The organism is Pedobacter frigiditerrae, assembly GCF_004331645.1.
GTDB lineage: Bacteria > Bacteroidota > Bacteroidia > Sphingobacteriales > Sphingobacteriaceae > Pedobacter > Pedobacter frigiditerrae.
Genome location: NZ_SJSK01000006.1, coordinates 237,137 through 257,244, shown reverse-complemented (window position 1 = coordinate 257,244; position 20,108 = coordinate 237,137). Strand labels below are relative to the sequence as shown.

General features: G+C 36.3%; 22 protein-coding genes and 1 pseudogene. 3 read left to right on the top strand and 20 right to left on the bottom strand.

Annotated features, from left to right (window positions below; translation table 11 throughout):
• Positions 1 to 63: 63 nt before the first annotated feature.
• The 4 genes from EZ428_RS20385 to EZ428_RS20370 all read right to left on the bottom strand — a co-directional run bounded on the left by EZ428_RS20385 (position 64) and on the right by EZ428_RS20370 (position 4,600).
• Positions 64 to 768, bottom strand: a complete 705-nt coding sequence (locus tag EZ428_RS20385; RefSeq protein WP_131555052.1) for a hypothetical protein — start codon at positions 766 to 768, stop codon at positions 64 to 66.
• A gap of 55 nt (positions 769 to 823) precedes the next feature.
• A complete protein-coding gene (locus EZ428_RS20380) occupies positions 824 to 1,045 on the bottom strand; it encodes a VF530 family protein (protein ID WP_131555051.1) in 222 nt (73 codons plus the stop codon).
• Between the two features lie 204 nt (positions 1,046 to 1,249).
• Positions 1,250 to 3,508: a M1 family metallopeptidase gene (locus EZ428_RS20375; RefSeq protein WP_165501843.1), complete on the bottom strand. Its 2,259-nt coding sequence runs from the start codon at positions 3,506 to 3,508 to the stop codon at positions 1,250 to 1,252.
• Between the two features lie 372 nt (positions 3,509 to 3,880).
• On the bottom strand, positions 3,881 to 4,600 hold the full coding sequence (locus tag EZ428_RS20370; RefSeq protein ID WP_131555050.1) for a hypothetical protein: 720 nt from the start codon (positions 4,598 to 4,600) through the stop codon (positions 3,881 to 3,883).
• 164 nt (positions 4,601 to 4,764) lie between these two features.
• Here EZ428_RS20370 and EZ428_RS20365 point away from each other — a divergent pair, with 164 nt between their 5' ends.
• Positions 4,765 to 5,064 (top strand): hypothetical protein, encoded by a 300-nt coding sequence (locus EZ428_RS20365; RefSeq protein WP_131555049.1) that lies wholly within the window; start codon positions 4,765 to 4,767, stop codon positions 5,062 to 5,064.
• Here EZ428_RS20365 and EZ428_RS20360 read toward each other — a convergent pair whose 3' ends face one another.
• Entirely contained in the window at positions 5,065 to 5,244 is a 180-nt protein-coding gene (locus tag EZ428_RS20360) for a hypothetical protein (protein ID WP_131555048.1), read from the bottom strand.
• A gap of 176 nt (positions 5,245 to 5,420) precedes the next feature.
• Between EZ428_RS20360 and EZ428_RS20355 the strand changes: the two genes are divergently transcribed.
• Positions 5,421 to 5,780, top strand: a complete 360-nt coding sequence (locus EZ428_RS20355) for a response regulator (protein ID WP_131555047.1) — start codon at positions 5,421 to 5,423, stop codon at positions 5,778 to 5,780.
• Positions 5,781 to 5,815: 35 nt separating this feature from the next.
• Here EZ428_RS20355 and EZ428_RS20350 read toward each other — a convergent pair whose 3' ends face one another.
• The 7 genes from EZ428_RS20350 to EZ428_RS20320 form a co-directional block, all read right to left on the bottom strand.
• A complete protein-coding gene (locus EZ428_RS20350) occupies positions 5,816 to 7,009 on the bottom strand; it encodes a GAF domain-containing sensor histidine kinase (RefSeq protein WP_131555046.1) in 1,194 nt (397 codons plus the stop codon).
• A gap of 112 nt (positions 7,010 to 7,121) precedes the next feature.
• Positions 7,122 to 7,904, bottom strand: coding sequence for an exodeoxyribonuclease III (gene xth / locus EZ428_RS20345; RefSeq protein WP_131555045.1), 783 nt, complete (start codon positions 7,902 to 7,904; stop codon positions 7,122 to 7,124).
• 58 nt (positions 7,905 to 7,962) lie between these two features.
• Entirely contained in the window at positions 7,963 to 9,681 is a 1,719-nt protein-coding gene (locus EZ428_RS20340; RefSeq protein WP_131555044.1) for an ATP-binding protein, read from the bottom strand.
• 10 nt (positions 9,682 to 9,691) lie between these two features.
• Complete coding sequence (locus EZ428_RS20335; RefSeq protein WP_131555043.1) at positions 9,692 to 10,006, bottom strand: circadian clock KaiB family protein; 315 nt, start codon at positions 10,004 to 10,006, stop codon at positions 9,692 to 9,694.
• A 10-nt stretch (positions 10,007 to 10,016) separates the two neighbouring features.
• The gene (gene kaiB, locus EZ428_RS20330) at positions 10,017 to 10,298 is read right to left on the bottom strand and encodes a circadian clock protein KaiB (RefSeq protein WP_131555042.1); all 282 of its coding nucleotides are present in this window, start codon (positions 10,296 to 10,298) and stop codon (positions 10,017 to 10,019) included.
• 18 nt (positions 10,299 to 10,316) lie between these two features.
• A complete protein-coding gene (gene kaiC / locus EZ428_RS20325; protein ID WP_131555041.1) occupies positions 10,317 to 12,035 on the bottom strand; it encodes a circadian clock protein KaiC in 1,719 nt (572 codons plus the stop codon).
• Positions 12,036 to 12,246: 211 nt separating this feature from the next.
• Positions 12,247 to 14,667, bottom strand: a complete 2,421-nt coding sequence (locus tag EZ428_RS20320) for an ATP-binding protein (protein ID WP_131555040.1) — start codon at positions 14,665 to 14,667, stop codon at positions 12,247 to 12,249.
• Between the two features lie 225 nt (positions 14,668 to 14,892).
• On the opposite strand from EZ428_RS20320, the gene EZ428_RS20315 reads away from it, so the two are divergent.
• Positions 14,893 to 15,258 (top strand): response regulator, encoded by a 366-nt coding sequence (locus tag EZ428_RS20315; protein ID WP_131555039.1) that lies wholly within the window; start codon positions 14,893 to 14,895, stop codon positions 15,256 to 15,258.
• A gap of 207 nt (positions 15,259 to 15,465) precedes the next feature.
• Here EZ428_RS20315 and EZ428_RS20310 read toward each other — a convergent pair whose 3' ends face one another.
• From EZ428_RS20310 to EZ428_RS20275, 8 genes and pseudogenes are all read right to left on the bottom strand, one after another.
• Positions 15,466 to 16,242, bottom strand: a complete 777-nt coding sequence (locus EZ428_RS20310; protein ID WP_131555038.1) for a DNA-formamidopyrimidine glycosylase family protein — start codon at positions 16,240 to 16,242, stop codon at positions 15,466 to 15,468.
• 3 nt (positions 16,243 to 16,245) lie between these two features.
• On the bottom strand, positions 16,246 to 16,533 hold the full coding sequence (locus tag EZ428_RS20305) for a DUF3606 domain-containing protein (protein ID WP_131555037.1): 288 nt from the start codon (positions 16,531 to 16,533) through the stop codon (positions 16,246 to 16,248).
• 2 nt (positions 16,534 to 16,535) lie between these two features.
• Positions 16,536 to 16,694, bottom strand: coding sequence for a DUF3606 domain-containing protein (locus tag EZ428_RS20300; protein ID WP_131555036.1), 159 nt, complete (start codon positions 16,692 to 16,694; stop codon positions 16,536 to 16,538).
• 48 nt (positions 16,695 to 16,742) lie between these two features.
• Entirely contained in the window at positions 16,743 to 17,507 is a 765-nt protein-coding gene (locus EZ428_RS20295) for a DUF72 domain-containing protein (protein WP_131555035.1), read from the bottom strand.
• A gap of 9 nt (positions 17,508 to 17,516) precedes the next feature.
• On the bottom strand, positions 17,517 to 18,137 hold the full coding sequence (locus tag EZ428_RS20290) for a hypothetical protein (protein WP_131555034.1): 621 nt from the start codon (positions 18,135 to 18,137) through the stop codon (positions 17,517 to 17,519).
• 10 nt (positions 18,138 to 18,147) lie between these two features.
• The gene (locus EZ428_RS20285) at positions 18,148 to 18,408 is read right to left on the bottom strand and encodes a SemiSWEET family sugar transporter (protein WP_131555033.1); all 261 of its coding nucleotides are present in this window, start codon (positions 18,406 to 18,408) and stop codon (positions 18,148 to 18,150) included.
• Positions 18,409 to 18,809: pseudogene (locus EZ428_RS20280) on the bottom strand (low affinity iron permease family protein).
• Between the two features lie 82 nt (positions 18,810 to 18,891).
• Positions 18,892 to 20,100, bottom strand: coding sequence for a DUF2252 domain-containing protein (locus EZ428_RS20275; RefSeq protein ID WP_131555032.1), 1,209 nt, complete (start codon positions 20,098 to 20,100; stop codon positions 18,892 to 18,894).
• Between the last annotated feature and the right edge of the window lie 8 nt (positions 20,101 to 20,108).

Sequence of the window (20,108 nt, the reverse complement as noted above, 5' to 3'; positions counted from 1 at the left end):
CTTCCAGCTTAAACATAATAAAGTAACACCTATAACTAGTAAAAAGACAAATACAATAATTACCTAAAAAGGGTTTTTTAGGTTAGGTAAAACCTTTTGGTCTGGTGGAAGTGCTTTAAATCGCTCGTAAGCCTCCAACAAATAGAACTTAAAGTCATCAGCATCTGAATTAACTACAAACTTAAGATCTGGACGATAAAGCATTAAAAAAGCATCAAGCTCCGGTTGCTTCAAAGGCAATAGGTTTGTAACAGTTACAGCATTAAATTTTTTATCAATCTCTTTTTCTGCTTGGTCGCTTTCAATCAATTTTTTAAGTCTACGGGCATCCTTACCCTCTTTACCAAAAAAAGTAGATGGATAAAATCGCAACCCTCTACCAGGTGTTAGCAAGACAGGATTCGCTTTATTATAAATATCGGCATATTGCTTTTTGCTATCTACTTGTCCAGAGATACTTACCGTATTTAAGGTATTAGATAAAGGATGTAGAAATCTTCTAATCTGTTTCAAATCTATAATTAAAGCTGTATCAGTATCGTAACCAGCTAAACGATAAATAATTACATCGCCAACTTTAGCTTTAATGATAAAATCACCCTTGGTGTCGGTTTGGGCAGTCATGCGTCTTGATGTATTGAGTATCTCAACGTTCTCTAAGCCTTTTCTGGTTACTTGATCTAAAACCTGCCCCTTGATTTGGATTTGTGCAGTAGCGACTAATTGAAATAAAAGGATAAATGAAAATATAAAAACAACTAGCTTCATATGCTTAGGGAGTTAAATTAAACTATTTAATTAACTTAATTAAACAGCCAATGTTTTAATGAAATGTATTTAAATACAATTTTTCCACTTTCTTTCTGGCCCAATCAGTTTTACGCAAAAACTTAAGGCTCGACTTTAATGATGGATCGTTTTTAAAACAGGCAATTTTAACCAGATTACCCAATTCTTCCCATCCATAGTGAAAAAACAATTGCTTTAAAATAAACTCTAGGGTTAAACCATGTAAAGGATTGTTTTTTTGTTCTGGAGTTTGCATATTACAAAACTAAACATTGAATGGCGATAATCAAAAAGCATCTAATTTGAACTGCATTTTAATTTACCATTCTCATTCGCTTAATAATAAATTACAGCTATAACAGCCAAAAAAAATCCTGCAAAATTAATTTGCAGGATTTTGTCAACTTTAACTTACAAAGTCTATCAACATTCGTCGATTAAACTTCGCAAGCAAGACTACTTATTTATCTTTTGTAAAAACGAATTCTTGTCCTTGCGCAGATAAAGTCATTTCGCTCTTAGCAGTATTAAAAGTAAATTCTAAATTTCCTTGCTCAAATACAAATGTTGTGCCTGAAGAGAATTTCAAAGGAAAAGCAGGCTGCGCCCCTAATTGTGCCGATAAGCCACCGTTAGCTTTGGTTATAGCAACTTTTATTGGTGCCTCAGGGTTTGAATAATTACCTAAAAACACATCTAAATTAGCTGGTGGCGTGGCAGAAGCTGCTGCTGCACCATCTGCATTCCAAGTATTGTTATCAGGGTTTCCATCAGGTAAAACCTTATCAGGATCAATTAATACACCAGTAATTTCTTCTGTAGTTGCATAACGAACTAACCAAGTGGTGTTTTTCATCCAAACATCTACAGGTACTTTTACGATATCTTTTTTACCGCTTTTGGTAGTAATCTGTAAAATGATAGGCATTGGTAATTTTTCTAAATTCTTAACTTGAATGGTATAACCTGATAATTTGCCATCTTTCATTACTGGTTTTACATCACCTAAACCTTGGTCGCTTTTCCAGTTGTTTAAGAACCAACCTCTCCAGAACCAGGCTAAGTCTTCACCTGCACCATTTTCCATTGAACGGAAAAAGTCTGTAGGTGTTGGGTGTTTAAATGCCCAGTTTTTAATGTATTGTCTAAAGGCATAATCAAAACGGTCTTTTCCCAAAATTTGATCTCTCAAAATGTTTAGTCCCCATCCTGGTTTGCTGTACAAGTTAATACCGATGTTACCTTCTTGCATACCATCTGGCATTAGCATGATGTTTTCATAACGTAAATTACCAATGTTATTTTTACCAATGGCATTCATGTTAGTTGGACGAGCAGGCTTATATTCTCCATTGTTAAATTCTGCTTGAGAAATACCATTAATGAATGTATTAAAACCTTCATCCATCCAACCGTATTTACGTTCGTTAGAACCCACAATCATTGGGAACCAAGTATGACCAAATTCGTGATCAATTACACCCCAAGCACCGCTTTTCTTTGCAGTCCAACCACAAAACACAATACCTGGATATTCCATACCACCAATATTGGTTGCTACGTTAACAGCCATTGGATATGGGTATTCGTACCACATTTTTGAATAATGCTCAATTGTAGTTTTTACATATTCTACACCTCTACCATAAGCGTCCATTCCATCACTTTCAACTGGATGTGCATCAACAGCTAAAGATTTTTTACCGCTAGGTAAATTGATACGAGCAGCATCTAAAATAAATGATTTTGATGAAGCCCAAGCAGCATCACGAGCATTGGTGATTTTAAATTTCCAAGTTAGTTTGGCAACAGCCGGACGAGACTTAGGATCTAAAACCTCAGCGGCAGAGCGGATGTGAACCGTTGCATCGCTTAATTTTGCTGCATTCCATCTTTTTAATTGCTCTGGAGTAAATACTTCTTGTGGATTTAATAGCTCTCCTGAACCCATTACAATATGACTTGCAGGAGCTGTAATAGCGAAATTGATATCACCATATTCGCAATAGAACTCGCCACCACCCCAATAAGGCAAAGTATTCCATCCAATTACATCGTCATACACGCACATACGAGGGAACCATTGTGCAATGGCATAGATCTCTCCATTTTTAGTAGTTAGATGACCCGTCCTGTCTGACCCTTCTTTAGGAACTACATAAGAATAATTCATTTTAACAGTAACCACATCGCCATTTGCTGCCATTGGTTGGTCTAAACGAATTTGCATACGCGTATCTTCTACCAATGAAGTAAATTTAACTGGTGCTGCTTTTTGTGAAACAGTTATACCATCGATTTTATAACCACCATCAAATTTTTCGCCTTGCGCACCATAACGACTGCGTGCTGGAGTTACCTGGTAACCACGAGAAGTTTCTTTGAAGGTATTTTGGTCTAACTGTAACCATAAATAAGGTAACTTATCTGGACTGTTGTTTTTATAAGTGATGGTGATGGTACCACTTACCATGTTTTTTGCAGTATCTAAATTGGCAGTGATGTTATAATCAACTCTGTTTTGCCAATATTTAGCACCTGGGGCACCACTGGCTGAACGAAATTCATTTCCGTTTTGGGTATAAAATAATGGCCCGAAAGCATCAGACGGAACATAATTTGTAGCTGGAGGTGTTGTAGTAGTTTGTGCAAAGCTAGTTAAGCTACACATACCAAGCACCACAGCCATTAAAAATTGTTTGGTTGTAATTTTAAGCATGTTTATTTATTTTGTGATAAAGGTAAATGGTAATTGAATAATTTCAAATAAATGAGCAATATTGTTACTGGTAGGTTCAATAGTCATTAGCATCATTGGTTCATTAGTTTCCCTAGTTCATTGGGTGATAAAGAAATTGTTGGATTGATGAATTGTTAAATTGTTACCGGCTTAGTCGTTGAGTTGTAAAGATGTTGAGTTGAATGTTAATACCTGGTGATTCCAGTTAATACAAGTCTACAAGTTAACCGATTAAACAATTAACCGCTTAAACAATTTATACAGTTAACCCTTTAAACAGTTAACCAACTATTCGCTTCTCGACTCAACAACTCCACCCCTCCCCAACTCAACAGTTAACCATCTTTAAAGCTAATTCCCTTTTAACTTAGGCAAAGGTGGCAATTTCCGCTGATCTGCTGGCAATTTAAGCCAAGCACGGTAAGCCGTGGCAGTATAATAAGAATAATTAAATGGCTTTTCTGCTTTAACTTGATCTACTGTTGGCCTGTAGAGGGATAAAAAATCCTTTACATCTGGCCCTTCAAACTTAAGTATTTCTTTTACGGTTTCGGCATTAAAGTTTTTGGTTATTTCTTGTTGAATGCGATCATTCTCCTCTAGTTCTTGGATTTTAGCTTGGTCTTTACGCCATCTGCCATAACCCAGATTTAATCTTAAGCCTCCTTTTTCCTTACTGTAATCTAATGTCTTAACGGGAGGTTTATTATCTGGATTGCCTAGCCCATTAAGCATTGGAGAAATTTTAACACCTTTAATATCAACCGCGGCTAGGGTGTTTACTTCTACTCTTAGGTATATATTTTTTGGAAAAAGATTAACTAGATAAACCGTATCGGTTTGAAAACCAGGCATTCCGAAAGAAACCAAATCGCCTATTTTTGCCGTAATGGCAAAATGACCATCTTTATCTGATAAGGTAAAAGCCTTAGTAGTTAAGTTTTTTATTGCTGCCCCTTCTATACTTGTAGCCCTATTTTCATTGTCAAATACGTTTCCAGTTAAGAAATTCTGTGCCAGTAATTGAAATGGTGCTAAAATGAGCAGTAGAAGGATTATTCTTTTAGTCATATTCAAATTTAATTCTCTTTTGTGTTAAGCATTGGCTTTTAACAAAATTTAACAATAATAAGACTCTCATTTTTAATAACAACCGCATAACTGATCCAGTATTAGAAATAAAATTATTTATCGAACAAGAAGTCCTAAAATTTGTTTGCAGTTAAAACAGCGCTATGGAACCATTTAATATAAAAATCAGAGTTACTGAAAAGGTAATTACATTGACCATTTTACCAAAGGATAATCAATACAAGATCATTTATTTTGGAGGAATTATTGGTGGACTGAAGCAAGAAAACAATAACCTTATCTTTATAAAGCCTGAAAATATTGTACCGGGCAGTTTACCTTTGTATAATTACAAACAGGCAGATTCTACCGCATCAGAAACCCAGTTAAGATTAACTAATGAGGTTTTGCAAGACATTAAAATCGAAGTACAAAAAACGTTAAAGAATTTACCTGTCGGTTAGTTATTTGCTGTCATCTTCTTTCCCTTCACCGCTTTCTTCTTGCTCATTGTTTTGATCTAACGGTTGTCTTTCATTAGAAGGTTGTTGAGGCCTACTTTTGTTCCCATAGCCACTGGTTTGAATTGAACTCCCATAACCTACAGGTTTTTCATCTGGGTTAATTTCATCTTGTTTTGCCATCACATTAAATTTATCTATTGCTCATTTTAAATAACTAACAATTGGCAAATACACAAGTTTCAAAAAATATTAATTGTACCTACTCTTTTTTGGTTTATGATAATTAAAACAATAAGACACTTAACTAGTTAGATTAATAGATTTAGGGCTTACTAACAGAATTAAAGGAGAATAAAATGAAAAAATGCGTTTATATCTTGGAGGATAATGATGATATCAGGGAATTAATTTCTTTTCTATTAACGGAAGAAAATTACGATGTGAAGGCCTATCCTACTGTTAAATCTTTCCAAAGCAAAATGCGATCATCACATCCTGATATGGTGATATTAGACGTCATGTTAACTGATGGAAATGGAATTGAGGTTTGCGATGAGCTAAAAGCGAACAAAAGAACCAACGATATTCCCATATTAATGATGTCGGCACATAGTTATGTACATGAAATTAAACAAAAATGTGATGCAGAAGATTTTATTAGCAAACCGTTTGATATTGATGATCTAGTGAAAAGAGTTGATCATTATTTGCACTAAATATATTGGTTCAATAGTTCATTAATGCAATGAGCTTACCTAGTAGGCATACTAAATGTAAAACAAGTTTTATCTACTAAAGAATCTACCTTTATTTGCCCTCGGTGAGCCTTCGCAATTTCTGAAGAAATGTATAACCCTAATCCCAATCCTTGTTTCTCATTTTTTGCTGCTCCCCTAAAAAAAGGCTGAAACAACTTTACCAAAATCTCCTCAGGTATTATTTTACCTTGATTGATAATACATAAAGTAAATAGCCCATCACCACTTGTTGCATTAACTATAATAGGGACGTTATCCTCACCATGAGACAATGCATTGCTTAATAAATTAGAAAACAGTTGAGCTATTCTTTTCCCATCAAAAACCACCTTTTCTTTTAAATCTATACTTACCTCAATAGCACTATTTGGCCAAATTAATTTCAATTCGTTAATTACTTGATTAATAACTTCAATCAAGGGCTCACTTGCGCTTAAATCAAGCTTAATGCCTCCACCAAGCCTACCTCTGGCAAAATCTAATACATTTTCAATAAGGCCATTGATTCTGTAAGAAGATTTTTGAACAATTTGAGCTAATCTTTTAACCTTTTCGTCGGTAGCTATCTTTAGCAAAAGCTGAGCAGCATTTAACGAAGCACCAACTGGATTACGCAAGTCATGACCTAATATGGCAATAAACTGCTCCCTCAATTCTGCATTTTCTCTTTCTTCCAACAAGTTAAATTCACTCTCTTCCAATTCAATGACCGAATCAAGATGAAAAGCAATCAGCTCTGCGAATAGCTTAAACATACCAATCGTTTGGGGGGTATTTAAAACATTTGGATTGGGGTCAATAGCACACAAAGTTCCAAAAAAAGCACCACTTTTAAGCATTATTGGCAAAGAGATATAGCTTTGAAAGCCATACATTAATGGGGTATGGTGTTTCGAATATTGCTCGTCTAGAGCTACATGGTCTATTACAACTGGATTTTTATGTTGGCGAATTTCATTACAGATAGTGGTTTCTAATTTAAGCTCTCCACCAGGTATCAAGCCAAAACTTATTTTATCATTTACTGCACAAGCAATCCATTTATCTTCGGTAACCCTAGCCACTGCAGCAAAACCCATTCCTGTAGAATTACACACTACTTCTAATATGTGTGCAACTGAAGGAATACTATTAATTACACTGATATCATTAAGGATACTTTCTGCGCTTGGGGATCTTGAGGGCATTGGGTATTAAATTTAGAAACTAAAATTAACCATTAATTTTTTAATAAACCCGGATGTATTCCCTAAAGCGCTAAACGAGGTTAATTTCACAAAAACTCTTAATATTTAAAATCTATTGTGTTACCTCAGCTATTTCTATCCAAACAGGACAATGATCACTTGTCTTTTCCCAACCCCGCACATGACGATCAACCGCTGCTGCTTTTAACAAGGGCTTTACTTGCGGACTTAATAAAAAATGGTCTATTCTTAGCCCGGCATCTCTAGCATAAGCGTTGCGGAAATAATCATAAAACGTATAGATTTTTTGATCTGGATAAAGTGTGCGAATGGCATCTGTCCATCCTTGGTCTACTAGATTTTTAAATGCTTGGCGTACTTCTGGTCTAAATAAAGCATCTTCTACCCAACGTTCTGGTTTGTAAACATCCAACTCTGTTGGCATTACATTGTAATCGCCAATTAAAACAACAGGCAAATTATAGGATAGTAATTTTTGTGCATGATCTGTTAATCGTTGAAACCAACGCATTTTATAATCTAATTTCGGACCAGGAGCCGGGTTTCCATTTGGCAAATACAAGCAGCCAATTACAACACCACCCACCATTGCCTCTATGTACCTGCTGTGCAAATCATCCTCCTCACCATCTAAGCCCCTGCGTGTTTCCTTTATTTCTAAATTACGAGTTAAAATAGCCACACCATTCCAGCTTTTTTGCCCATGCCAAATGGCGTTATATCCAGCCTCATTTATGGCTTGTAATGGGAATTTTTCATCGGGTGCTTTTAGTTCCTGTAAACAAACCACATCAGGCTGCGTTTCTACTAACCACCTGAGCAAAACTGGCAGTCTTCCGTTTACACCATTTACATTGTAAGTAGCTATTTTCATTTGATGATAGATTTAAGACAGACTAATATCGCTATAAAACATGAAGTGATATCAAATTCTATTCAATTGGCAAAGTAAACCAGAAAGAACTGCCCTTACCTAACTCACTAATGGCACCAATTTCGCCATTGTGTTTTTTGATGATCTCTGCAGATATATATAAACCCAAACCTAGTCCAGAATATTGAGCACCCCCATCATCAACACGATAATAACGTTCAAAAAGGTGAGGTAACTTATCAGGATGAATACCAGGGCCATCATCTGTTACCGTTACTTTAGCAATATTGTCGTTTTTTTCTAAAAGAATTTCTATTGCTGTAGCGTTGGGCGCATATTTAATGGAGTTATTGATAAAATTAACGATTACCTGTTCAATACGATTGGGATCGCCATTAACAATTAGATCTAAATCGCCATGTATTTTTAATTTAGACTTAAAATTTTCATTTACGTTTAACAAGCATTCTTCTATTAAGTCTGTTAACTTAAACAATTGGGCTTTTAAGTGCATTTGCCCTGAAGTAATTTTACTTGCATTTAAAAGTTCCTCAATTAGGTTACTAACCTTGTTCATACTTCGGTTTGCCTGCGCTATTAATTTCGGCAAATGTGTACTAGGATTTTCCTTAATTCTATCTAAAAGTTGCAGTGCTGCTTTTAAACTTGTTATTGGCGTTTTTAGCTCATGGCTGGCTACACTAATAAAATCATCCTTCTGCTGAATTGCCTTTCTCCTATGCGTAACATCTACAAAAGTTCCAATACCACCAGTTAATTTTTTGTCTTCATCAAAAATCGGAACGGCATTTACAGCAACATAAAAAAGCGCTCTACCTTGAGCCTGTAAAGCTATTTCAAAATCATATACAGCTTTACCTGTTTTCATAGCCCTATAGATTGGATTTTCTTCCGCTTTTAGTGGCTCCCCATCTAACTTATAGGTTTGCCATTTAAGATTATGGTATTCTTTATTTTGATATTCACTTTCATTAACACCTAAAAATTCTTGTGCCATCTTGTTGGCATAAGTCATTCTACTATTCACATCAACAATCATTACTCCTTCGGCCATAGTTTCTAGCACCCTACTTAACTGTTGTTGGCTTTTATACAATTCTTGTGTTCTGGCTTTTACGGCCCTCTCTAAATTGGTATTTAATTGGGAGGCTAATTGTTCTGCAATGAGTAACTCTTCGTTCTTTTTTAGCAGTAATCTTTGACTTAATTTCTGCTCACTTAAATCAGTTAAAATAATACTTAAAGAAATACCCTCATCAAGATTTAGTGTTTTAAGGGAAAGTAGAACAGGTACTTCTCCATTATTTCCTTTCAGCCTCAGCTCTCCCCTAGTTGTAATGTCTTGCCATGCACTGCCTACTAACTCCTTACACAAAGCCATATCAGACTCCATAAAATATTTATAGAAAGATTGCCCAATTACCTTTTCAAGTGGCTGACTGATTAAAGAAGCGAACTGGGAATTGCTATAGAGTATGGTACCAGATTGATTAATGGTGATGGCACCTTGGCTCATTTGTTCTATAAATATACGATAGGTTTGATCGGCACTTTTTAGCGTATAAACTTGATGCCCATCGGCACCATTTATAACCAAAGCATCTACTTCACCTGTTCGTATAGCCTCTAGTGTATCATTTGCCTCTTCTAATTGATTGGTTAAACTAGTTAAGGTTTCACGCTGCTGCCTTTCTTGAAATCTTAATCTTTCAAGCTCTGCTAATAATTCCTCATGTGTTTTTGGATCCTCTGCCATACTATTTCAATTACTCCAATCCTAAACCTTTAAGCACCTTTGCCTTATCAGACATATCGCCAACTAATCTTTTTATTGGCGATGGCAGTTTTTTAATTAATAAAGGCACTGCAAAAATATTTTCTTCTTTAACCAATAAGGGTTGCTGATGGATATCTATAATTTCCAATTCATACCTATCCTTTAGATGTTCATCTAGAATAGATTGCAAATTACTAATTGCCCTTATAGATATGGATGAAGCCCCAGCTACAAATAACCGAAGGCTGAATTTCTCATCCGCTGCAATACCCCAATCTTGCAGTGAGCTGCCTTCTGTACTCATTTGTTTATATTTATAATTTAGGTCTGATGTCTAAACCGACTAAAACTTTCTCCTGATTAGAAAGATCTCCAATGATTTTTCTAACCGGTTCTGGCACTTTTTTAACCAATGTTGGTATAGCCAAAATCTGATCACCTTCTGCCAACTGAGGCTGTTCTAATAGGTCTATCACCTCAATAACATACTCGCCCTTTAAATGTTCTTCACAATATTGTTTTAGATTATTTAAAGCGGTAACTGATTTAAGCGTTTTACCAGCTACATACAATCTCAATTCATATTTCTTACTCACAAGCTTTTCTTTTTACTGCTAAATATCCTTATTTCCTGACCTTAGATCTGTCATTTGTTGGCGTGTTTTATTCAACACACCACGTTTGATTTCATCTTCGATATAGATTTTATTTAATTCTTCTTCGGCCGATTCAAATTCTGTTTTTAAGCTTTCAATTTTAGCTTCCAGCAATTTGCGTTTTCTTAAAACTTCTCTATCTTTCCTTCCTAGGGCATTGCGATGTAAAACTTGGCCCGTTTCCTCCATCAGCATTTGGGTTTCTCTTGCAGAACCCGTTAAAATTCCATCTGGGCCTAAGTATACATCTACTAAACTTAAGCCCTTATTGGTAATTACAAATTCCCTAATCTGATTAGAGTGTTGCATACCCCTAGCCTTCATGACATATAAACCTCTGTTTCTTTCGCCATTCATCTCAATATCCTTAATGCACAGCCATGAATCTACTAAAGAAGACACCCCATCATCCGTTTGATCATTAATTACCGTACTTAAGGTTAGAGCCGTAAACATGACTGTAATTTGGTTTTCTTGTAAAAAATCAATCATCCTTACCAACATGGATTTTACTTCACTAAAACTACCAATGGTAATTAAGTTAGTAATCGGGTCCAACACCACCACATTAGGTTTAAATTTTTGTATGGCCTTATGTATAGCCACCAAATGCATTTCTAGACCATACATGGTCGGCCGTGAGGCATAAAATTTTAATAACCCTTTATCAACGTGCTTTTGCAAATTAAGATCAATAGATTTCATGTTTCTAATGATTTGCGCTGGCGATTCTTCAAATGCAAAATACAAACACTTTTCTCCTCGTTTACAAGCTGCATCTGCAAAACTAACCGCAATACTCGTTTTTCCCGTACCAGCCGTGCCAGAAGTTAATATGCTACTGCCTTTATAAAAACCTCCAGTAGGAAACATTTTATCTAAAGAAGGAATGCCTGAATTAATGATTTCTGCTGAAACTGGTTTATCTAACTTTAATGACGTAACGGGCAACACCGAAATACCATCTTCATCAATCAAAAAAGGATATTCATTGGTGCCATGTAAAGAGCCACGATATTTAATGATCCTTAACCTACGGGTTGAAATCTGATTAACCACCCGATGATCTAAAAGAATCACACAATCAGACACATATTCTTCCAAACCTTGCCTGGTTAGTGTTTTCTCTCCACTTTCTCCCGTAATGATAGCGGTAACACCCTTGTCTTTTAAAAACTGAAATAGCCTTCGCAATTCTGCCCTTAAAATACCTTCATTGGTTAAGCCAGAAAATAGATTTTCTATAGTATCTAAAACAACTCTTTTTGCGCCAATAGAATCTATGGCATAACCCAAACGAATAAATAATCCCTGTAGGTCATATTCTCCAGTTTCTTCTATTTCACTTTTATCTATATGAATATAATCGATACGCAGTTTTTTTTCATCTTGTAATTTCTTTAAATCAAAGCCTAAAGAAGTTACATTTAAAGCTAGTTCATCTGCCTTTTCTTCAAAAGCAATAAAAACCCCTGGCTCATTAAATTCTTCGACACCTTTAACCAAAAACTCTAGTGAAAATAAGGTTTTACCACAACCTGCTGCACCACAAATTAGTGTAGGTCTTCCCTTTGGAAAACCTCCCAACGTAATTTCATCTAAACCATTTATTCCGGTGGGGGTTTTGAGAAATGTTAAATTATCTGCTGCTTTCGCAGTGGCCTTTTTCTTTGCCATATTTTAAGCTTTAAATGAGCGTTTAACATATTTACAATTAAGCCTAACTGTAAATGATTTACCAATTTTTGCCCCATCACAGATGAAACCATATCTTAAATCATTTTCTAAAACAACAACTTTGCCAAAATGTTTAAACCACTCTAAGGAATAATAAAATTGTTACTAACATCTTTAGTTAATGAAGATTTGGTAAGTAATTAAGAATGATTTACTTACTATCTAGCCAATTTCTCGCCAACCCTAAATCAGTAAAAAACTGAGTAACAATACCTCCTTGTGCAATATCAACTGTTTTTTTAGCCGATAATTTATTGAAAACACTATCTGGGTAAATCCAGGCCAAATGTTTTAAACCTGCTTCTTCTAGCATTGGGAAAAACTCTTTTCCTGCCCAATCTACCGCTTCAGACCAAGTGCCCAGCACATTGGTATTGTCATTACACGCTTTGGTACATTGATGTCTTTTTAAGAATGCTATGATTCTTGCACCGCCATTTTGTACCGATGCTAAATCTTGAAAGCCCCTCCAATCTACATCAACACGGGCATTTGCAGCATCGTAAGAAATAACTATCGATTCATCCTGATAAAGATCATTTGTATTGATAATGGTTTTAGCATCATCTTGCATCTCTATTGGCAGCCTAAAGTAAAAAGTAGAACCCTTGCCTAATTCGCTCTCTAGCCAAAAACTACCTTGATGGCGCTTTAATATTTCAGAAGAAATAAACAAACCTAATCCCAAACCTTCAAAACGCATGGCTGTATTATCTACCCTGTAATAACGATCAAATAATTTATCGAGGCTATGCTCTTCAATCCCAACTCCAAAATCTTTAACAGACACAATAATATTGTTATTTTCCAGCTTACAATTAACCAGAACTTGATTACCCTCCGGAGAATATTTGATGGCATTGGTTAAAAAGTTATTCATCACTTGTTCTAGCCTAAAGTGGTCTCCATGATATTCAATGGCATCGGCCTGCTCTAAAACAATTTGATGTGTATTAGTGCCATGTTGTACATTATCTATACTTTCCTTAACCATTGCAGTGAAATCAAAGGCTTGCATCGTATAATTCATTTTACCTGCATTTATTTTAGTAACGTCTAATAAATCGGTAATTAACTTTTCAAGCTTGGTAATGTGTTCGGCAGATTTAGAAATATATTTAGTTAGCTTTTCTGGATCATTAGTTCTCGACATTAATTGATTAAAAGCCTTTACACTGGTTAATGGCGTTTTTAATTCATGGCTTGCAATAGAAATAAATTCATCCTTTTTCTGCTCATTTTCCTTTTGAACATCAATATTGGTATTGGTACCAATCCATGATTTAATTTGTCCGTCTTCTACAAAAGGCAAAGCTCTAGCCAAATGCCATTTGTAACTTCCATCAGCAAATAATAACCTAAATTCTACTAAATATTCAGTACCAGTTTCCAAAGCGTTTCTCCAATGGATCAGCGCTTTAGGCAAATCTTCAGGATGAATATATTTTTGCCAACCATTACCTACAATTTCTGCTGTACTATCTCCAAAATCAGCACATATAACGTCATTCACATAATCTAATGCCCCATCTGGCGTAGCTGTCCAAACCTGTTGCGGAATGGCGTTGAGCATGAAACGAAATCTTTGTTCGCTTTCTTCAATTACTTTTCTGGCTTTAACTTGTTCTGTAACTACGTTGGCAACCAACATGATACTTGTTGTGCTACCTGCATCATCTTTTAAGGGATGATAAACAAAATTAGAGTAGACTTCTTCTATTACGCCATTTTGTTCTATTAATGCCCTCACTTCATTTCCATAAAAAGGTTGCGAACTTGTAAACACTTCATCTAGAATGGTTAGAAAATCTTGACCTACCAACTCTGGCACCCCTATATGTAATGGTTTACCAATTATTTCATCGGTTTTACCCCAAGCCTCTAATACTTTTTTATTGGCAGATTCGACCACTAAATCTCTTCCACTAAATACTGCAATGGCAACAGGCGCATCTGCCAACATGTAACGTAAACGAGCTTCGCTATCAGCTAGTTCCTTAGTTCTTGCATTTACCCGTTCTTCCAATTCTGAGTTCAGGCTTTGTAACTTTTCCTGCAAGTCGTTTAATTCTTCATTTATGGCTGCCAACTCTTCATTTGAAGCAGCCAGCTCTTCATTTAATGCCTGTTCGTTATACAAGGCAGTTTCTTGTTTTCGGGCCAACTCCATGGCCTGCATACCCAATACCTTTTCTGTAACATCTGCTGCAGTGTGGAAAATGCAATAAGTTTCTCCCAATTCATTTTTAATGGCTCGGTATTCATAATCGAAATAAGAAGTCTGTAGTTCGCCATCTATTAAAAGTTCGGCTGGTATGGCTAAACCAGAATCTGTTATGCCTGTTTGTAAAACTTTTTGTAACATGCCAATAAAAGGCTGGCCTTTTAATTCGGGCAACGCAGTTTCTAGCGGTAAACCAATTATACTTTTATCCCTTCCCCAAAATGCCAACATCGCATCGTTTGCCATTTCTATAACAATATCTTGAGTGGTATAAATGGCCATTGCCTCCTTTGAGAAGGATAAAATTTCTAAAAGTTGGTTATTACTTAAGCTTGGGGCCTTGTGCATGAGCGTTAGTCTAAAAAATATGATATTAAAAGCTAACACCTAAAAAGCACAAAAGTTCTAGGTCTATTAAATAAAATCTAACAGACAAAAAAAATGCATCATTAAAATAGAATTAACACCGCTTTAAAAGCGGAGAACTACCACAATAAACAACTATCTTTAGCAATCCAGAAACTGTGACTTCTCCCGTCAACTTGCTTTCCTTTTTTGGTTAATACTCAAAAAATGGAAACAATCATCATTCAGGATACTGACATTGCCATATTGGACATACTTACCCTTGCATTAGAAATAGAAAACTTTCAGGTTTATGCCATCATGGAGCCTGAACACGATTTTCTAGATTTAATAGCTAAAGCCAGGCCCCATGTAGTTATGCTCGACTTTAAAATTAATGGCGCAGCAGCATTATCAATTCTAAACAAAATAAAAGAAAAACATCCTTATTTACCGGTAATTGCTATCAGCTGTAACCACAATATTCACGGCATTGCCATTCAAGCTGGTTTTGATGATTATATTGCCAAGCCTTTTGATCTTAATTTGTTATATAAAATAATCAGGAAGCACATTAAAGAATTAGGCTATTGATTAATAAAAAAATAAAGGCTGTATCCAAATTGATTTTTTTCATTTGTTAGTATAAATATTCTGAAAGATCGTCATGCTCAGCTTGACTGGGCTATTTTATTCCTTTATAACGTTTTAGGATTAGTTAGCTTCGCTGAGCATTCGCCGGTTTCCCAACTACATGAGAAGGACAAAACCTAAAAATTTTATTTCAAATGATTGCATATTTTAAATATATAAGTGTTGTTCTTCAGTATAATAACTTTTTCTACCGCCAATCGTTTCAGATTTGATGGCTGCCCCTGTCGGACTCTTCTTTAGCCCCGCACCATGCACCTGCATAAAATCCCTTAGCTCTCCCTTCAATTCATCCCCATTTTCCTTTTCTATTGCCTTAATCGCTTTTTTAAGAACAACTGTTAAGCTTTTATACAAGGTTTTAACCGCAGCTTCGGGTATCGCATTAGCAATTGAAAAAGGAGAAATGCTAGCATCCCATAAAATTTCATCACCATAAGAGTTGCCAATGCCCCGTATCCAATGCTGGTCCATCAACAATGTTTTAATGGTTGTTCTTTTTTTAGCTAAAAGCGATGAGAAATAATCTAAATCCATAACTAGTGCATCTGGCACTTTTGAAATGGCCGGATTTAAAGTTGGTGTAGCTTGTTTTTGCAAGTCGACCAATGCAAAACCTTCACCTCCCGTAAAATGAAAGCCTAAGATTTGATATTTTGGATTTGTATTTTCTTGATCTAGCAGCACCAGTTCTCCTCGTAACATTAAGTGAAGTCCCAGCACCTGATCATCAGAAAAGTGCATTTGCAATGTTTTTCCTTCTCTAGATACCGACAAAAGTTTTTTCCCTTCCAAGGCTTTTTTAAGTTCCTTTTCGCTCGCATTGATTTTATTGGCAACCACCACATCCAGTTCTTTTAAAGTTTTTCCTTTAAACCTGCGGTTCAAGATGCCGGCAAATACGGTTAAGTCAGGTAACTCTGCCATAATTTAGATACTTAAGTACTTCTTAACTTCACGTACCGAATTACCATTTAAAACAATGGCAGCTTTTAAATCTGCTACACTAATTTGAAATTCGCTTGCCCAGTAGAACATGTCAGCTGCATCATCAGTATTAATCAGCCGATGTTCTGCCTTATCATCAAAAGGCTCCAAGGTAGCTGCATCACTTTCTATCTCATGCTTTTGATTTCCATCTGCGCCAGCAAAACTAAGCGTACGCTGCAAATCCTGATTAGGATCTTCGGCAGCTGAATGATTTTGGCTCGTTTCCATCTTTATTTTTTTAAAAACAACTTTACAGCCCTAACAGACTTGCCAACAGTTAAGACTGCTTTTTTCAATCTCTCTGCACTCACGTGTAATTCTGCTGCCCAATCCCAAAGCTCGTAGGGTTTCTCAATGTTAATTTGTGGTTCGTTATTATTTGGTCTCATCCTTATGTTATAATGGTGTGAGCTTAAACACAAGAAGTGCGAAAATGTTTACAAATAAGTATCTCTAACAATTTGCCTTAACCTATTTAGGTTGCCATGTGCATTTCCCATGGTGTTGTTAAAATAAACAAATACCTTTTTCCCCTCATTAAGCCAATCGCTTACATAACTGGCATATTCATATAGCACATCATCAGCATAACTGCCTCGGTAATTACCACCTGGCCCGTGAAAGCGTAAATACACAAAATCTGGATGTGTTTCCATGATCGGAGCATTGGCAGGCGATTTATCATGCAATACCATTCCCATTTGTTGGTTTTCCAATAACTCATAAACTTCATCTACATACAAGGAAGGGTGACGAAACTCCAAGGCAATTTTCCATTCCATCAATGGGTTATTATCCCGCAATACGCTAATTAACCTGCCTATTTGCATTAAATGATTAATGCGAATGCTAGGTGGAAATTGCACCAATAAACATCCTTTTTTATCGCCCACATGGGAGATCACCTGCATGAATTTTTCTATCAATGTCCTATCAAATGCCAAATCTTGGTGATGGGTAATCTCCTTGAAAAGCTTAAAGGTAAAAAGGAATTCATCAGGCACATCTGCTGCCCATTTTTTTAGGGTAGCCGCTTGTGGGATTTTATAAAACGAACTATTAATTTCAATGCTATCCATTAAAGAGGCGTAGTAACAAAGCCTGCTCTTATCCTGAAATTCTTCAGGATAATAAAGCTTGTTAGGAACTGGTAACAGCAGCCCACTTGTGCCCGAATAATAGTTTTGAAAATCAACGCCCATACTAAATTTCTAACTGGTGCTACCTGCTAGCTCTTCCTGTTTAACCAAACCATCTACCAATAATTTCCATTGCGGATAAGACAATCCAATTTTGGCAGTATAACCTACCGTCATATTCCTTAAGCCATCAAAAAAACTGGCATCTTCAGTATTTGGCACTTCGTTTCGCCCATGCATTTCTGCGTAAACCGTGTTTTGGGAAAGTCGAATCAAAAATGTAGATGTAGCTGTGTCTTTAAAAAAGTGAGCAGTGCCGGCTGTTGGTTTTTCGGGATTAGCACATGGCCTTACCCTAAAGCCAAAGTATTGCTCATTCAAGGTCTCCCCCGATTCTATCTTTTCAATTTTAACCCAATCATAACCACTGCCCACTCCTGTACCTGGCCCAGGGATATCAATCTTAATTAAATTGCCTTCCCCTAATTCGGCTGGTGCCGAACCTAAAGCATTTAACAACTCGAAAGTAGTGGCATCAGTGCCGCATACTTTAGCCCAGTTACTTACAGCTGCCAATCTCTGTTTGGCAAGGATATAAAATGTGATGGCCTCTTCTAAAGTTTCAAATGAAATTGATGAAACTGCGTCCATCTCACTTCCAATTTCTTGTTTTGGTATCAGTTGATTTTCCATAATTTAAAATTTATTTCTTTGCATATTTATAATTCAGCACAATCATCAAGATATCACATAAAACAGAAAATGCATTGGTAATGATAATTGGCCACTCTTTTAAAAACAGCCCATACCAAACCCATAACGCATTACCCGCCAGCAACACAAAAAACATAATGGGCGATATGGCCTGAGCCTTTTTCTCTTTTATTATTTTTACAATTTGCGGTAAGGTTGATACGGCTGTTAAAACTCCTGCCGCAATGCCGATGATGGTTTTTGTATCCATTTAGTTTTTGGCTTTAGTATTCCTTTTTGTGTTCTTTTTCTCCAATGCACTTTTTAGGTGACTTTGCCTTTCTGCAGCATCAATCGAATGCGAACAATGGATATCATCTTCCTCTTCTGCCTTGTCTGCCAATGCTTCATAATATTGATGCAGCACATCCAACTCTTCCTCTGTTAAGTCTTCAATATCTACCATCCTGTTGCTGGCATGCCTACTGGCTGCAATTAATTCATTCAGTTTTAACTGTATGCCTTACCATCTTTATTCTGTGCTTTTTGTATTAAAAACACCATTAGAAAAGTAATGATGGTGGTACCTGTATTAATAACCAATTGCCAGGTATCAGAAAACTTAAATATAGGTCCCGAAATTCCCCAAATTAAAATTACACCAACAGCCATCCCAAAAGCATAACTACTGCCCGTCCAACTGGTAATGGCATTGGCTATGGTTTCAAACTTACTCTCCTGCTTTTTTTTCATTTTATTTCTGATTAGCGAAAACTCCATTTTTATAATCCTTTATAAAAGCGTTATAATCTTGTTCATTTTGTAAGGCAGCGTTTTTAGCAATGGCAATTACTTCATCACGCCACTCATGTACTTTAGCACCAAACGCCTTTAGTGCATCAATGGTGGCCGAGCCATCCATACCACCACTGCGCAATTGAGAAGAAGCAGTAAGTATGGCCATGTCATCAATGGCCTGCAACATGTTTCTATAATTACCATTCACCATCTTAAAATCGAAGGTATCTTCCATGGGTTGTAGTTCTTGCAACACATAACAATCTCCGTTAAAATTAGTTCTGCCCAATAAAGAAGCCGTCACGTTTTGCATGCGCTCTTGTATCGCTAAAATCCGATCAGCCGCATCTTTCCATTTAGGCTGCAACTCATTTACACATGGCATTAACGAACTCTCAAAACTTTGTTTCATGTCCAACAAAAGGAAATCGTTTTTGGCATTGGTGCTTTTCAACAAAAACAAGTATCGTTTTACGCCCACACTTCCGGTTCCCGCAAAACGAAAAACCACGTCTTTAACCTTGTAATTATAAGGGCTCTCATTGCTAGTGGCAATCCAAGTATCAATGTGATCCATCAATTCCTTTTTTAAGGTTTTGTCTAACTTGAAATGACGTTCATGGGTTAGTGACAAGATGATTTTTTTACCCTTTATTTTTGTCCGCTTTTCTAAAAGCTCGTTATAGTTTCTCGTTTGTGCATGCTTTAAAAACTTTTTTACAATGCCTTTGGCGGTTCGGGGTTCAATGCCTATCGCTTTTCCCTTGCATAAGGTGCCTGCATAACTGTTTACGTAAAGCAAGGCCAAGTTGGTAGCTTGTTCTTCACCAATCTCCAAAGCGCCAAAAGCCACAAAAATACTGGTTACCAAACGAATCACCTCCCATAAGGCAGGGGCTAAAATACCTTCATCAAAATCATTTAAATCAAAATAAACCAAATGGTTACTGCCTTTAAAACTCCCAAAATTTTCCAAGTGTAAATCGCCACAAATCCATGCTAAAGGAGATGCAGGGAAGTTTTTAAGGGCAGCCAGCCTCTCATAAAACAGGTGGCAAGTACCCCTAAAAAACCTAAAGGCATTTTCGGTCATGACCTCATACTTTAATTGGATCATTTCTGGTAAACGTCCCTTGTTAAAACTGATCAATTGTTGGTTAAGCATCTGCTAAA